At 69.8% G+C, this 14,265-nt stretch carries 15 protein-coding genes and 1 pseudogene; 5 read left to right on the top strand and 11 right to left on the bottom strand.

Annotation, left to right across the window (positions count from 1 at the left end; translation table 11 throughout):
• Positions 1 to 15 precede the first annotated feature (15 nt).
• Entirely contained in the window at positions 16 to 996 is a 981-nt protein-coding gene (locus ACIP6U_RS19390) for an ATP-binding protein (RefSeq protein ID WP_401719031.1), read from the bottom strand.
• Positions 997 to 1,097: 101 nt separating this feature from the next.
• Between ACIP6U_RS19390 and ACIP6U_RS19385 the strand changes: the two genes are divergently transcribed.
• The gene (locus tag ACIP6U_RS19385) at positions 1,098 to 1,922 is read left to right on the top strand and encodes an oxidoreductase (RefSeq protein ID WP_401719029.1); all 825 of its coding nucleotides are present in this window, start codon (positions 1,098 to 1,100) and stop codon (positions 1,920 to 1,922) included.
• A gap of 380 nt (positions 1,923 to 2,302) precedes the next feature.
• Here the strand turns inward: ACIP6U_RS19385 and ACIP6U_RS19380 are convergent, their stop codons facing one another.
• Positions 2,303 to 3,136, bottom strand: coding sequence for an HAD family hydrolase (locus ACIP6U_RS19380; protein ID WP_401719027.1), 834 nt, complete (start codon positions 3,134 to 3,136; stop codon positions 2,303 to 2,305).
• A 611-nt stretch (positions 3,137 to 3,747) separates the two neighbouring features.
• On the opposite strand from ACIP6U_RS19380, the gene ssd reads away from it, so the two are divergent.
• From ssd to ACIP6U_RS19365, 3 genes and pseudogenes are all read left to right on the top strand, one after another.
• Positions 3,748 to 4,860 (top strand): septum site-determining protein Ssd, encoded by a 1,113-nt coding sequence (gene ssd / locus ACIP6U_RS19375; RefSeq protein ID WP_401719622.1) that lies wholly within the window; start codon positions 3,748 to 3,750, stop codon positions 4,858 to 4,860.
• Between the two features lie 413 nt (positions 4,861 to 5,273).
• Positions 5,274 to 5,864: pseudogene (locus tag ACIP6U_RS19370) on the top strand (ATPase, T2SS/T4P/T4SS family); the annotation flags it as partial.
• 302 nt (positions 5,865 to 6,166) lie between these two features.
• A complete protein-coding gene (locus ACIP6U_RS19365) occupies positions 6,167 to 6,343 on the top strand; it encodes a hypothetical protein (protein ID WP_401719024.1) in 177 nt (58 codons plus the stop codon).
• A 166-nt stretch (positions 6,344 to 6,509) separates the two neighbouring features.
• Here the strand turns inward: ACIP6U_RS19365 and ACIP6U_RS19360 are convergent, their stop codons facing one another.
• A complete protein-coding gene (locus ACIP6U_RS19360) occupies positions 6,510 to 6,722 on the bottom strand; it encodes a hypothetical protein (protein ID WP_401719022.1) in 213 nt (70 codons plus the stop codon).
• A complete protein-coding gene (locus ACIP6U_RS19355; RefSeq protein WP_401719020.1) occupies positions 6,719 to 7,057 on the bottom strand; it encodes a hypothetical protein in 339 nt (112 codons plus the stop codon). Before ACIP6U_RS19355 ends, ACIP6U_RS19360 begins: the two co-directional genes overlap by 4 nt.
• Before the next feature lie 144 nt (positions 7,058 to 7,201).
• Here ACIP6U_RS19355 and ACIP6U_RS19350 point away from each other — a divergent pair, with 144 nt between their 5' ends.
• Positions 7,202 to 7,960 (top strand): GntR family transcriptional regulator, encoded by a 759-nt coding sequence (locus ACIP6U_RS19350; RefSeq protein WP_401719017.1) that lies wholly within the window; start codon positions 7,202 to 7,204, stop codon positions 7,958 to 7,960.
• Between the two features lie 102 nt (positions 7,961 to 8,062).
• On the opposite strand, the gene ACIP6U_RS19345 is transcribed toward ACIP6U_RS19350, so the two are convergent.
• From ACIP6U_RS19345 to ACIP6U_RS19315, 7 genes are all read right to left on the bottom strand, one after another.
• Positions 8,063 to 8,716, bottom strand: a complete 654-nt coding sequence (locus ACIP6U_RS19345; RefSeq protein ID WP_401719014.1) for a collagen-like protein — start codon at positions 8,714 to 8,716, stop codon at positions 8,063 to 8,065.
• Positions 8,713 to 8,979 carry a hypothetical protein gene (locus tag ACIP6U_RS19340; RefSeq protein WP_401719012.1) on the bottom strand — a complete coding sequence of 89 codons (267 nt, stop codon included), beginning with the start codon at positions 8,977 to 8,979 and terminating at the stop codon, positions 8,713 to 8,715. The genes ACIP6U_RS19345 and ACIP6U_RS19340 overlap by 4 nt, the downstream gene beginning before the upstream one ends.
• A 31-nt stretch (positions 8,980 to 9,010) precedes the next feature.
• The gene (locus ACIP6U_RS19335) at positions 9,011 to 9,196 is read right to left on the bottom strand and encodes a hypothetical protein (RefSeq protein WP_401719009.1); all 186 of its coding nucleotides are present in this window, start codon (positions 9,194 to 9,196) and stop codon (positions 9,011 to 9,013) included.
• Between the two features lie 3 nt (positions 9,197 to 9,199).
• Positions 9,200 to 10,063 (bottom strand): N-acetylmuramoyl-L-alanine amidase, encoded by an 864-nt coding sequence (locus ACIP6U_RS19330; RefSeq protein ID WP_401719006.1) that lies wholly within the window; start codon positions 10,061 to 10,063, stop codon positions 9,200 to 9,202.
• Between the two features lie 115 nt (positions 10,064 to 10,178).
• Positions 10,179 to 10,424: a hypothetical protein gene (locus ACIP6U_RS19325; RefSeq protein ID WP_401719004.1), complete on the bottom strand. Its 246-nt coding sequence runs from the start codon at positions 10,422 to 10,424 to the stop codon at positions 10,179 to 10,181.
• Positions 10,425 to 10,432: 8 nt separating this feature from the next.
• The gene (locus ACIP6U_RS19320) at positions 10,433 to 10,831 is read right to left on the bottom strand and encodes a hypothetical protein (RefSeq protein ID WP_401719001.1); all 399 of its coding nucleotides are present in this window, start codon (positions 10,829 to 10,831) and stop codon (positions 10,433 to 10,435) included.
• Between the two features lie 30 nt (positions 10,832 to 10,861).
• Positions 10,862 to 14,263: a hypothetical protein gene (locus tag ACIP6U_RS19315; RefSeq protein WP_401718998.1), complete on the bottom strand. Its 3,402-nt coding sequence runs from the start codon at positions 14,261 to 14,263 to the stop codon at positions 10,862 to 10,864.
• Positions 14,264 to 14,265: the final 2 nt, after the last annotated feature.

The raw sequence follows: 14,265 nt of genomic DNA, 5'->3' as shown, positions 1-14,265 counted from the left end.
GCGGTGGTGAGCCCCTCATACGGCGGTGGTGAGCCCCTCGCCGAGCACGAAACCGGGGTCGACCTGCGCCGCCAGGTCGACCCCGGTGCGCTCGTTGCCCCAAGAGGCCGCGTTCTTCAGATGGAAGTGCACCGTCTGGCGCGTGTAGCGCTCCCAGTCGCGCAGGTCGTACGTCGCGTCGGCGGCGACCTGAAGAGTGCGCAGGGCACGGCGGTTGACGTCCTCCAGGAGCGCGAACCGGGGCGGGCGGCCCTTCTCCATGGCGCGCACCCAGTCCGAGTGCCCGACGGTCACCAACAGGTCGTCCCCGACCTCGGCGCGGAGGAAGTCGAGGTCGTCCTGACCCTGCACCTTGTTGCCGACGACTTTCAGTACGACGCCGAAGTCACGGGCGTACTCCTTGTACTGGCGATAGACGGAGACCCCCTTCCGGGTCGGCTCGGCGACGAGGAACGTGATGTCGAAGCGGGTGAACATGCCGGAGGCGAAGGAGTCCGAGCCCGCCGTCATGTCCACCACGACGTACTCGCCCTGCCCGTCCACCAGGTGGTTCAGGCACAGCTCCACCGCTCCCGTCTTGGAGTGGTAGCAGGCGACCCCCAGGTCGGCGTCCGTGAAGGGGCCGGTGACCATCAAACGGACGGCCCCGCCGTCGAGTTCCACCGGCCGGGCGCAGGCCTCGTAGACCGGGTTGTCCTCGCCCACGCGCAGCAGCCGGGAGCCCTCGCCGGGCGGGGTCGTCTTGATCATCGTCTCGGCGGAGGCGATCCGCGGGTTGGATCCGCGCAGGTAGTCCTTGATCAGCGGCAGCCGCTCACCCATCGCGGGCAGCCCGGCCGCCTCGGTGTCGTCCAGTCCCAGCGCGGCGCCCAGGTGCTGGTTGATGTCGGCGTCGACCGCGACGACCGGGGAGCCGGCCGCCGCGAGATGGCGGATGAACAGGGAGGACAGGGTCGTCTTGCCGCTGCCGCCCTTCCCGACGAAAGCAATTTTCATGTTCACGCAGGGTAGTCGGGAGGTAGCTTTAGGTGTTGGGTGTACGTGAAGAAGACCACTCCTTCGTGGGGTCCGCGCCCGGTGTGCGTAGGGTCGTACTCATGAGTACGACAGGCGCGACCGCTGATCCGCTCGCGGCCCTGGGCGCACTGCCCGGCGTGGCCGAGTCCGTGGAGTCCGTGCGCAAGTCCGTGGACCGGGTCTACGGGCACCGGATCATGCGGCGCCGCAGCAACGAGATCACCTCCGAGGCCGCGCTGCGCGGCGCGCGCGGTTCCGCTGCGCTGTCCGGCGCGGACTGGGCGCTCGAAGAGGTGCGCAGGCGGACCGACTTCAGCGGCGACACGGACGCGCGCGTGGTGGGCGCCGCGCTGCGGCTGACCGCCGAGGCGGGGCAACTCCTGTCCATCTGGCGGCAGTCGCCGCTGCGGGTGCTGGCCCGGCTGCACCTGGTGGCCGCCGCGAGCTCCGACGACGCGGTCGGACGGCCGCGGCAGCAGGGGGAGCCGGTCGACGAGCCGCTCGTCGAACTGCCGCTGCCGGGCGCGGCCGAGGTGCACGGACGGCTGGAGGGCCTCTCCGAGCTGGTCATCAAGGGCAGTTCGGCGCCCGCCCTGGTGACGGCGGCGATCGTGCACGGCGAACTGCTCGCGCTGCGCCCCTTCTCCTCGCACAACGGCCTGATCGCACGCACGGCGGAACGCATCGTCCTGGTGGGCAGCGGCCTCGACCCGAAGTCCGTGTGCCCCGCGGAGGTCGGCCACGCCGAGCAGGGGCGCGCGGCCTATCTGGCGGCGCTGGACGGATACGTCTCCGGGACCCCGGAGGGGATGGGTGCCTGGATCGCCCACTGCGGCCGGTCGACCGAACTCGGTGCGCGCGAGTCGACGGCGGTGTGCGAGGCGCTTCAGCGCGGAGCGGCTTAAGAGGCCTGAGATTTGCGGCAGTTCCGGGAGTCTCCGGAGTTCCCGAAGTCCCCGGACAAGAGTTGCGGCGGTACGAGGATTCGTACCGCCGCTGGCATGTTCACCGGGTTACCAAGCGTCCTCGAAATATTGCCCATCAGGTCGGGAACATAGCCCGTCACCTGGTGCGGCTGGCCCGTAATCGACGGGTCGACGTCGCGTGGGTGCCCTGTGTCCATGCGCGGTCCGTGGGGCCAAATGCGATTAGTAAAGGTGATCCTCTCGGACGTCCTTGGCTTCGCGGGCCGTAATCTCTTTGTACTCCAGGACCGAAGCAAGCGGAACCCCCGGCTGTGCTTCTTTACTTTTACTCTCAATCAGGTCCAAAAAGGGCGGAGTGATCAGGCAGTTGTCGCCCGACGCCGACTGGCGTACCAGACCAGGCCCGCGGTGGCCGCCGCGGCACCTATGGCCGCCGCCGCGACGAGTGCCGGTCGGGGCGGTACGGAGAGCGTCGGGATGCGCTGCTTGAGCCGCACCGGGCGGTGGAAATCGAGAATGGGCCACCCGCGCGCGAGTGCCTCACGCCGCAGTGTCCGGTCCGGGTTGACGGCGTGCGGATGGCCGACCGTCTCCAGCATCGGCAGGTCGGTCGCCGAGTCGCTGTAGGCGTAGCAGCGCTCCAGGTCGTACCCCTCGGACTCGGCCAGCTCCTTGATGGCCTCCGCCTTCGTCGGGCCGTACGCGTAGTACGCCACCTCTCCGGTGAAGCAGCCGTCCTCGCCGACGACCATGCGGGTCGCCACCACCCGGTCCGCGCCGAGCAGTTCACCGATGGGCTCGACCACCTCGGCGCCCGACGTCGACACGATGACGACGTCCCGGCCGGCGGTGTGGTGCTCCTCGATGAGGGAGGCGGCCTCGTCGTAGATGATCGGGTCGATCAGGTCGTGCAGCGTCTCGGCGACGATCTGCTTGACCTGCTGGACGTTCCAGCCGCGAACCAGTGCGGACAAGTACTCGCGGGTGCGCTCCATCTGGTCGTGGTCCATACCGCCGACGAGGAAGACGAACTGGGCATAGGCGCTCCGCAGGGCGTCCCTGCGGTTGATCAGCCCGCCTTGGTAGAACGACTTGCTGAACGTGAGCGTGCTCGACTTCGCAATGACCGTCTTGTCCAGGTCAAAGAAGGCGGCTGTGCGGGGCAACGAGTGGTTTTCCACGACCCCGAGCATAGGCGCAGCCCATTCGGCGTAAGGTGTGGCGCGTGGGTTTGCCTGAGAGGGCTCTCGGGTACACCATGGAAGTCACGGATCGTTCGCGACCGTGCTAACGCGGTCCGGCTCCTCCCCCCCGAGTCGGCCGTGAAGGCGACCCCCACTCTCCCCCCCCGGTGGGGGTCGTCGCATGTCCGGGTGGGTTTCTCCCTTGTTGCAGGCGGCCGTTCGGCCGTGTCGAGGCGGCTGCAGCCGCCTCTTCCGCATGCCCGCGATCCGTCACTGAGCGTAGCCAATGGGCTGCTCTGCGGAGACTTTCCGGGCGGTCCGGGGGCGGTCCGGGCCGCGGTACAGCCATTGGTACAGGCCTCACCGGTACGGGTGACGGCGATATTCACAGGCTCTGAGTTGTCCACAGTTTTCGACCAAGATCCACAAGATTTTCCGGATCGCTGCACCGTGATTCAAACGCGTCCCGCCGGCACCGAGTTCGTGACCGGAACCGTGGTTTGTCGGGCGGGTTTGGCCGGTTCCTATCGGCCGTTCATATGGAGGGCCGCTCACCGGTTCTTCACGCGTTTGGGAATCGCGTGGCCGCAGGGGCTGTGCGAGAGATGCAGCGAAGGGGGATGGAGATCGTGGCCGGAGCCGTCACACACGAACCACCGCCCGCCGCCTCGGGGCGGCAGGCCGGACCGTTGATCGTCACGGAGGACGTGGATCTGCTCGACGACCTGCTGCGCCTGTGCGCCGCGGCCGGCGCGACGCCGGAAGTGCACCACTCGGTGCCGGAGCGGGCGGGCGGCTGGGAGGCCGCGCCGCTCGTCCTGGTCGGCGACGACGCCGCGCGGCGGGTGCGCGGGGCCGTACGAAGGCGCGGAGTGGTGCTGGTCGGGCGCGATCAGGACGACTCGGGGGTCTGGCGCCGGGCCGTCGAGATCGGCGCGGACCACGTCCTGATGCTGCCCGACGGGGAGCAGTGGCTGGTCGACCGCATCGCGGACGTGGCCGAGGGCGTCGGTCGCCCCGCCCTCACCGTCGGCGTCATCGGCGGCCGCGGCGGCGCGGGAGCATCCACGCTCGCGTGCGCCCTCGCTGTCACCTCCGCGCGTGAGGGGCTGCGCACGCTGCTCGTGGACGCCGATCCGTTGGGTGGCGGACTCGACGTACTCCTCGGCGGCGAGACCGCGGAAGGACTGCGCTGGCCGGCCTTCGCCGCCTCGCGCGGGAGGGTCGGCGGCGGCGCCCTGGAGGAGTCTCTGCCCGAACTCCACTCCCTTCGGGTCCTCAGCTGGGACCGCGGCGACTGCGTCGCCATCCCGCCGCAGGCCGTGCGGGCGGTGCTCGCCGCCGCCAGACGCCGGGGCGGCACGGTCGTCGTCGATCTGCCGCGCCGCATCGACGACGGCGTCGCCGAGGCCCTCGCCCAACTCGACCTCGGGCTCCTCGTCGTCCCCGGCGAACTGCGCGCCGTCGCGGCGGCCGGCCGGGTGGCCTCGGCGGTGGGGATGGTCCTGCGCGATCTGCGGGTCGCGGTACGGGGGCCGTACGCACCGGGGCTCGACGACCGCGAGGTGGCCCGACTGCTCGGCCTGCCCCTGGCGGGCGAGGTGCCCGTCGAGTCGGGCCTGCTGCGCGCGGGCGAGGCGAAAGCGCCGCCGGGTGGTGCGGGGCGCGGTCCGCTGGCGCGGTTCTGCAAGGAGTTCTGGGAGCGGGCGTTGGTGGAGGTGGGGAGCGCGTGAGGACGGGTTCCGGTCCTGGGGTTGAGCGGATGGGCAGGGGAAGGGGCGGAGACGGAGGCCGAGACGGGGGTGGGGGTGAGGGGCGAGGCGGCAGCGGGGGCGGTTCGGTGGTTGCTGTGGGGCGGGTGCTTACGGGAGCGGCTGCACGCGTGCCTGCGGGAGCGCCTGTGCGGGTGCCGTCCTGGGCATCGTCGGAGGCGCCGCCGCGGCGGGTGGCTACGGGGGTGTCGTCCACGGTGTCTACGGGTGCGTCGTCCCGGAAGTCGCCGGGGGTGCCGTCCCGGGCGTTGTCGGGGGCGCCGCGCTGGGTGTCTACGGGGGTGTCGTCCGGGGCTTCTTCGGAGGTGCCGTGGGAGTCGAGCGGTGGCGGAGGGGCGGACGGCTGGTCGCCCGTTGCGGTGGCAGCGCCCGAGATGCCTTCCGGGCTGCTCGACGGGGTGCGGCAGTGGCTGGTCGAGAGCGGGGCCGAGCCGACTCCCGCGCGGGTGGCGCAGGCGTTGCGTGAGCAGGGGCGGGTCCTCGGGGACGCCGAAGTCCTCGGGGCGGCCGAGCAGTTGCGGTCCGAACTGGTCGGCAGCGGTCCGCTGGAGCCGTTGCTCGCCGATCCGTCGGTGACCGACGTACTGGTGTCCGCGCCGGACCGGGTCTGGGTGGACCGGGGCGGCGGACTGGAGTTGACCTCCGTGGCCTTTCCGGACGCGGCGGCGGTACGCCGGCTCGCGCAGCGTCTGGCGGCGGTGGCCGGACGCAGGCTGGACGACGCCCGGCCGTGGGTGGACGCACGGTTGCCCGACGGGACGCGTCTGCACGCGGTGCTGCCGCCGGTGGCCGTCGGCTGTACGTGCCTGGCTCTGCGGGTCGTACGGCCCCGGGCCTTCACGCTCGACGAACTGGTCGCGGCGGGCACGGTGCCGCCGGGCGGGGACCGGGTGCTGCGGGCGCTGCTTGAGACGCGGCTGTCCTTCCTGATCAGTGGGGGTACCGGCACCGGCAACCCCAATATGTGATTGTGACCCCCCTAAAGAATGGTCTCAGAGAGTAGTTCCCCCGCTCACCCCTGTGTTGTGACCTGTGAGGCGCCTGACGTTAGGCCGAAAGAACGGAGTCGCACGACTTCAACCCGAATGGCCCAATGCCGGTGGCTGGCCCTTGCCCTCGACGGTGGCACTACGACTAGGGTCCACGACGAACCGGGCGCAGGAGCGTCGTCGGTTCCCATCCCCGCACCGAGCGCCTTAGCCGCCCACGCCCTCATCCGGCCAGATGCTGGGGTCCGCTCGCCGCACTATCGAAGGAGTCGATGTCCTTGGGACCGCTGTGGAAACTGCTGCACAACGCCAATGACCAGTACTGGGAGTTGGTGAAATGGTCGGCCGATGAGCCCTACCGACCTGCCCGAGTTATCGCCATCCTGCTGGCCACTGCAGTGATCATCAGTGCCTTGGTGTGCCTGGTGATCGTCGCATCGCGTCACTTCGCTTAACCCTGCCAAGAGTTGGTGACCAGCAGGTGGCGACCCCACCTTAGTCCCGACTCGGCTTCTGGCCTCGTACCGCGAACCGGTGCGGGGCCAGAAGCGTTTCAGAAGGAAGTCGGAACAGCCCACACATGAGCGGCCCCGGCCGGGGCCGTGTTCAGGCCGCCTGCTCCTACCCGCGGGCGTTGCTTGGTTCCGGGGCCACAGCGCAGGCCGCGCAGGCGTAGACCTCGATGTCGAGGACGACGGCGCCCTGCCGCCCGCGCGCGATGCCCGCCGAAACGACGCCCTTCTCGTCGAGCAGGCCCTTGCCGCACCAGCAGCAGGCCCACCCTGAGTACTGGGCCCGACTGAGATCGGCGGCGCCCGGCGGCTCGGGCCTCACCGCTCGGACCCCAGCAGCGCCCACAACCCGCACTCGTCGGTGGTGACCCCGGTGCGCTGCGCGAGCCCGTTGACGAGCGTCCAGGCGGGGCCGTGGCTGGAGATCAGGGGCAACGGTTCAGCACCCTCGGCCGTGATGCGAAGACGGTTGCCGGCGGTCGACAACGTCATCTCGACGACGGGGGAGCCGGACGCCAGGACGGCGACGTACAGCTCGTTGGCGATGAGCGGGGCGTCGGGGTGCTTGACGCGGCCGATCGTCCACAGGCGGACATGGCTCGCCTCGATGGGCTCGCCCTTGAATGCCTTGCGCCACGTATGGCCCGATTCGGGCATAGCTGTCCCCCGGAGACAGGCGGTATCTGAATACGGATACTGGCTTTGTGTATTCAGATTGTCGCCGGGATTGGCGCCGGTCAAGTGGGACGGGAGAGTATGCGTATACAGATTGACGCGATCACTGGAAGCGGGAGCATCGCTGTGGCACAGCCCGAGTACCTGCGGATCGCCGCTGACCTGCGACGCCGCATCGCGGTTGGCGGTGAGTACGAGCCCGGCGACCGCATTCCGACACTCCCTGAACTCTGCTCCCAGTACGGGGTCTCAGAGATCACCGTGCGGAACGCGCTCGCGCTGCTGCGCAACGAGGGCCTCATCGAGTCGCGGGCTCGCGCCGGCACGGTCGTCCGGAAGCGCCCCGCGGTCCACCGCATGCCGGCCGACCGCTACCGGCAGACACCGGGCTCCCGGTCGACGGCGTTCACCAAGGACCAGGGGATCGCCTGGTCGGAGTACCGCCTCGACAAGCGGTTCGAGCGGGTCCAGGCCGACGCCGAGCTGGCCGCGCTCTTCGAGTGCGAGGTCGGCGAGCGCCTCCTTGCCCGGCACTTCGTGTTCTACGACAGCGACCAGCCGACCCAGATGAGCACCAGCTACGTGCGCTGGGCGGACGTCGCCGACACACCGGTCGCCGATCCGATCAACGAGCCCTGGCCCGGCGGGACTCGGGCACAGATGGCGTCCCTGGGCATCCGGGTCAGCGCCATCACGGAGTCGTTCCAGGCGGGCATGCCCACCGATCTGGAGGCGGCGACGCTGCGGATCGGTTCCGGCGTGCCGGTGCTGCGGTACACGCGCAGGCACATCGCCGATACCGGCCGCGTCGTCGAGGTCGCCCACCCGATCGTGCGCCGCGGCGACACCACGATCGTCGACTTCCGAGTCGAGCTCGACGACTGAGGGGTACCCACAATCTGGGTACCCCCGGACGCACGAAAGCGGCCCCGCCCTCCCACATGGGGAGAGCGGGGCCGCTCGAATTTCGTGACGTATTTCGTGACGTCATGGGTACTGGCGGCGGCTCGGATCGAGGCCCATCGAGAGCAGGTCACCGCCACCAGTCGGTTCGGGGTCGGGCGCCCCGTCACGCTGGCAGACCAGCGCGTCCGGGTCGTAGCTCGGCGCCTGGAGGCTGTATCCGTCCGGGCAGGTCTGCCCATCCTTCCCGTCGGCTCCGTCGCGGCCGTCCCTGCCTGGTGGTCCGCTCGGCCCGGGGACCGTGGAGTCGGCGCCCGGTTCACCCTGCGGGCCTTGGGGTCCGACGTCGCCGGCCGCACCCGAGGTGCCGGGCGACGGGGTGATCGTCGGCGCCGCCTTGCCTGGGTCGCCCTTGTCTCCCTTCGGTCCGGGCGGGCCGGGAATGGGCACCGGCACCTCGGCACGGTCGGGCAGATCCTTGACGGCGGTGGCTGGATCCGGTGCGGCCGGCGTGCCGCCCTTGGCCTTGATCTGGGCGCGCAGCACGCGCACATCCCCGGCGAGTGTGGACACAGCCGTGCCGCGCAAGTCGGCCTCGGCGGCGAGCTGGTCGCCGCGGTGGGCCTCGGCCTCGACGCGGACGTACACGAGCAGTACGGCCCCGGTGAGGGCGAGCAGGAACGCCAGGAGGGCGATGGGCTTCCACCGCCGGGCGAGCACCTTCTGAGTGCGCGTCATGGTGTCCCCCCGAGCTGGGTGACGATCAGCCGCAGCCGTGCGACTTCCAGTTCGAGGACGTCGGCGCGCTGCTCCGCCTTCGCCTGGTCCGCTTCGGCTTTGTCCCGCTCGGCGACCAGGCGTGCCGTCAGGTTGTCGTAGCCGGTCAATGCGGTGCCCTCCTGCTGGGCTCGCCCCGCGACCTTGGAGCCGTACATGGCTGCCGCGCCCGCCACGACGGCGCTGCCGATCACGCCGATAGCTGTGACGAGGGCGGCGTCCATGCCACCTCCAAGACGCTCGCACGGGGCAGGGTCAGGCGTCCGTCGACGGCTTCTTGTTGGGCACCGCGTAGACGATGCCCCAGGCGCCGAGGACGGCGAGGGTGATGGTGACGCCCTCGCCGGTGGTGAGGACGTTGTCCTGCACGGCGGTGACCGCGGACGCCGATCCGGCCGCGATGCCGGCGAGCAGAGACTTGACGAAGCCGGAGATCTTCATGGGTCAGGACTCCTTCGGGGTGAGGGCGGCGACAGCGGCGACGAGCTTGTCGACGGTGGCCGTGAGCGCGGAGACCTGAGCCTCGGTGCGCCGGGCGACGATCTCGATGTTGTTCAGCCCGGTCGCCGGAGCGATGAACGGGTTAGCAGGTGAGGTGGCCGGGTTGGGGTTCTTCACGACCCCGTCCGTCAGCCACACGGTCTTCACGTCAGCGGCGGTGAGCGCCACGGCAGGCTCCTCGTTGTCTGCGGGGTTCCAACTGGCGGGGTGGGCGAGTCGCGCGGCCACATCGGTGCGGAACTGGCCCATCGGGAAGGAGGGATCGACCTTGCCCTCGACGCTGGTCTCCTTGTGGCCGGCGACCGAGTTCGCGCCCCACCCGTGCGCCCGGCACAGCGCAGCCGCCCACCGGACCGCCGCGTCGTACTGGACGTCCGGGTAGGGGTCCTTGCCGTTGCCCAGGTTCTCGATCTCCAGGCCGTACAGCACGTCGTTGCCGTCGACCGTGCCGGATGCCTTGGACGGCGTGGGGTGCGTGGACGACTCGTTGAGAAGCGCGTTGTAGGCGTTCACGGCGGCGAGCCCGGCATGGTTGGCCCGGCCGGCGCTGCACATGGTGGCGAGCCCGGACTTCGCGAGGTGCGAGTGTGCGAGGGGCGCCGGCAGGTCCGGGCGCCCGGTCCTCGCGATGACTTCCAGCGAGTTGGACCCGGCGGTGTGGTGGATGAGGACACCGTGGACCGGGCCGAACGGTTTGCCGGTCTCGTCGTCGCGCTCGCGGGTGCGCCAGCCGGGATACTCGGCGACGCGCACGCCCTCGGCCTTGAGCGCGGCCACGAAGGCGGAAGCGGAGAGTGGTGTGGCCATGGGTGCTCCAGACATGACGAAAGCCCCGGCCGGCGGGCGGGGCTGGATGCGGAGGTGGGGTGGGGTGCGTCTATCAGCTCGCTGAGCGCGCCGACCAAAGGGCCTGGCTGGGGTGTCAGGGAAGTTCGAAAAACTCCTGCGCGTACTGCTCTGCTGTGACAGTCCTGCCCCACACGTCCTTGTCTCCGTTGCGTATGACGTAGTCCCCGACGTGGGCAACCCCGTCGTATTCCGGGGTTGCCCACACCAGCGTTTCGCCGTCGTCGCTGATCAGCGTGACAGCCAGCCAGGTGCCGCAGATGAAAGCACCGTTGGTGCCGTCGTACTGCACCGATTCCAGGTTCTGGATTAGCCGTGCCATGGCTCTCCTTACGTGTTCCCGCTGACCCAGGTGGCGCTCACGCGGATGTTGGTGCCGGTCCCTACGCCGGGGGCGCCCGATGTGGTGCGCAGCAGGATGACGCCGGTGGCGGAGATGACGGTGGCCTCTCCGTCATTGGTGCCGTTGCCCCAGATGGTGTCTACGTTGGCTGGCGGCCGGTACGCAGCCGGAAGCGTGACGAAGTCGGTCTCGGCGATGTTGCCGGAACCGGCGCTGCTTTCCGCAACGGAGGCGCCGGACCGGTTGGCCAGTACGTTGATGGTCGTCACCCCGTTGACCTTCTGACCGCTGAAGGACGTCAGGGTGAAGCCCGTCGATGCGGTACACCCCGACGTGGTCGAATCCTCCAGCGAGTTGTCGTTGAGCCGGTCGGCGTCGATCTTCATCCCGGCGAGCCATAGGGTCATCGTCGTCTCCTACATCGCCACGTAGACGGGGTTGGCCAGGCTGATCGGCTGGCCTGCCGAATGGGACTTGGTGACGCCGTTGATGGAGCGGGTCACGGTGAACGTCTGCGGGTTGATCACGGTGAAGTTGTCGTAGGACACCGTGACGGGCAGCGTGTTGGAGTTCGCCGAGTCGAGGATGGAGCGCACGCCCACCTGTCCTACGGCGGTCAGGGAGGTGTCGGTGACGGAGGCCTGCCACACGCCGGGCTCCGGTGTGGTGGCGTCCCACACCTTGCCGCGCACCGTGGAGCCGATCACCTGGAAGCGGATGCGGTAGAAGGCGCCCGCGACGTGCGTGTACGGGCTGGTGACGGACGCCAGATCCGTCTGTGTGCCGGTGACCCGCTTCTGCAGGACCAGCCGGACGGCCGCCGCGGCGGTGAAGTCCACCCGTGCGAAGTACAGGTTGTTGACGTCGATGAACCGGGCGAGCAGGCCCACGTACTGCGAGCCGCCGGCGGCCAGGACGCTGGTGGCGACGTCCACGACCAGGTCCACGTCCGCCGACGGGGACGTGAGGGTGCTGTGCCGGGAGACGTTCCTCGTCGTCAACGAGTGGGTTCCCACGCCGGCGCCGACGTCGTACTCGGTGCCGGCGCCGCCGGTGTTGCCCCAGGAGGCGCCGACGTTGGGCGTCCCCCAGCTGTCGACGGACGTGCGCGTGAAGGTGTCCAGGACCGCGGGGGTACATGCGGTCACCCGCATCACCTCCCCGCCTGTGCGCACGTCGAAGGGGAACTCGCTGGCGTAGGTCGCCGAGTCGATCCACAGGGCGAGACCGGTGGTGAAGACGTCCACGCCGGTCTCGGTGCTGTCGAGGGCCTCCGCCAGCTGGCAGCCGCCGGTGTCGGCGCGGCCGTAGGTGTCGCTGCCGACGACGCCCGCGTTCCAGGGTTCGCCCGGTACGCAGTTGAAGGTGATGGTCCAGGCGTCCGGTCCGGCGCTCTCGGTGTAGCCGTTGACGAGGATGTCGACGTCGTCCGGGCCGTGGTCGGCGGGCAGGTCCGTGAGGCGGATCTTGTCGCCGACGTCGATGCGCAGGATGTCGTCGATGAGGGCGTACACGCGCGGGTTGGCCAGGTTGAGGGTGAGGCGTGTGTAGCGCACCCCGTTGTACGTGCCGAGGTGCACGCGCATCCCGGCGACCTGCCAGGCCTGCGCGTCGGTGGCGACGCTGTAGGTGTACGCCTGGTCGTAGCGGCCCACCCCGCCGTCCTCGGGCGCCTGGACGTTCAGGTCGCCGGTCTCCTGCACCACCCGGGCGGGTACCGACCCGTACTCGCGCTGCACCGACACGTCGTTCTCGGTGAGCTTGTCGTCGTCCTCCGGCTTGAACGGCGGCGAGACCAGGCCGGCGCTGAAGTCCAGGGTGAGGGCCGGGGGCTGGTTCCACAGCGTGGACTGCCCTCGGTGGATGACTTCGGTCCGGTCCCGGGCGTCGAGGAGGTAGCCGAAGTTCGTGCGGGCTGCCTCGTTCATCAGCTCCAGCAGCTTCTTGGGCCCTTGGATGCCCATGCGCTGCTGGAACGTCAGCTCTCCCGCGACCGATGCCGTGTAGCCGGCCTCGGTGGCCAGGCGCACGATACGGTCGCCCGCCCTCTCGCTCTGGAAGCCCGCGAAGGCCTGGTACATGTTGGCCGCCGAGGGCCCATCGCCGTCCCAGTAGGTGACGTAGCCGAGCATCTGGTCCGCGGTGGAAATGCCGCCGCCGGAGATCAGCGACCAGTTGAACTGGGCGTCACGCACGGCCTTCATGACGAGGCTGGCCATGGTGCCGGACGCCGCGAGCACGCCGTCGATGTAGATGGCCCAGTCGGTGTTGGTGGCGCCTGGGTTGACCTGGACGCGGATGTGGTGGCCGCCTCCGTCGTAGATGCCCGCGTCGGCGATGGACACCAGCAGCGCGGACGAGGACGACGTCTCCCCGAACGACGCCCGGAACACGGTGATCCCGCCCCCGACGGCGTCGAAGACCAGCTGGAGGCGGATGCGGTTGTCAGCATCGGTTCCTTGGCCGCGGTCACTGATCTGGAAGGTGCCGGCCGAGCCGTCACCCCCACCGGCGATGAAGAAGTCCACCGACCAGGCGTCGGCGGCCGAGGTGCTGTCGGGTGCCAGGCCGGTGATGTTGCCTGCGGTCTCCGCCTTGAACGCGACGACAGACTCCACCCAGTCCTTGAGCCGCCCGCCCTGCCACGTGGGCAGTTCGGTGCCGAGGTCGAGGTAGTAGGCCATGTCCCAGCCGCCGGTCATCGACTTGCCGCCGGTGGCCTCGATGCCGTCGGTCAGCGGCCAGCACGCGATCGGGTTGTTGGCACGGATGTAGCGCAGCAGCGCCGAATCAACCGGTTTGTTGCCCGCGTCCATGCGGCGCGTCACGCCGCTCGGAGCGACCGAGACGTAGTTGTCCTTGAGGCTGATGTCCCGAGTGGGAGGCCAGGATGGCACCTCGCCGGCCACGCGGATGTGCCTATTGGTGAGGACCGCGGCGCCCGCCACGGTCCACACCACGCCACCCGAGGTGAACGACGATGCTCCGGGCGTCACACCGGACGTCGTCATCGAGGCAGCGACGGACCCGTTGATGCCGTTCAGGAGCTTGAAGGCGTACAGCTTCCCGATCATGGGGTTGTCGACCAGGTTGGCGATGTCCCCCAGCTCGATGCCGGCCGCGCCGTCGAATACCGCCGTCGTGCTCGTGCCCACGATCGGGTCACCGAGCAGGTCCCATTCCGTGTCGTTGACGGTGCGCCCGGTGTAGAAGCGCAGCTCGTATCCGCCGGCCCCGTTGTTGACGTCGAGGGTGACGCGCAGGGTCAGGCGCTGGCCGTTGTACGCCTTCAGGTCCACGGTGGAGAACTTGGTGATCCGGGACGCCACGGTGCCGTCCGGAGACCACTGGAAGCCCGCCTGTCCGGAGCCGTGCGCCACTGCCCAGCTGATGTTGTTGCCCGCAGTGACGAACCGTCCGGCGATGCTCTGGTGCCGGGTCCAGTCATCAAGTGCGACGTCGACCCGTAGGTCGAGGTCGGTGACGGCCAGTGCGGCACTGTCCGGCGTGGTCAGCTTGTTGCCCGCCACCCCGGTCATCTGCGCCCACGGGGAGCCGGCCGTGTAGCCCAGGCGCATCGGGGTGTTGCGGCCGATGAGGTCGTACAGCGGGGACATGGGGTTGCGTGGCGCGTACCGGTCGTCGCGGCTGTCCAGGTCGCACGTGCACGACATCGGCTCGGCGTCGGATGCGGATTCCGACGACAGGCCGCGCGTGATGGTCACCGCCGAGGTGGTGACGCGGACGTCGTCGGTGATGGTGTTCCAGGCGCCGCCGTAGAACAGCTCGGCCCACACGGGCGGGGGCAGGTTGGGCATGG

Origin of the sequence: Streptomyces sp. NPDC088794 (assembly GCF_044750545.1) — a bacterium.
Classification (GTDB): domain Bacteria; phylum Actinomycetota; class Actinomycetes; order Streptomycetales; family Streptomycetaceae; genus Streptomyces.
This window is presented reverse-complemented; position numbering and strand designations above follow the sequence as displayed.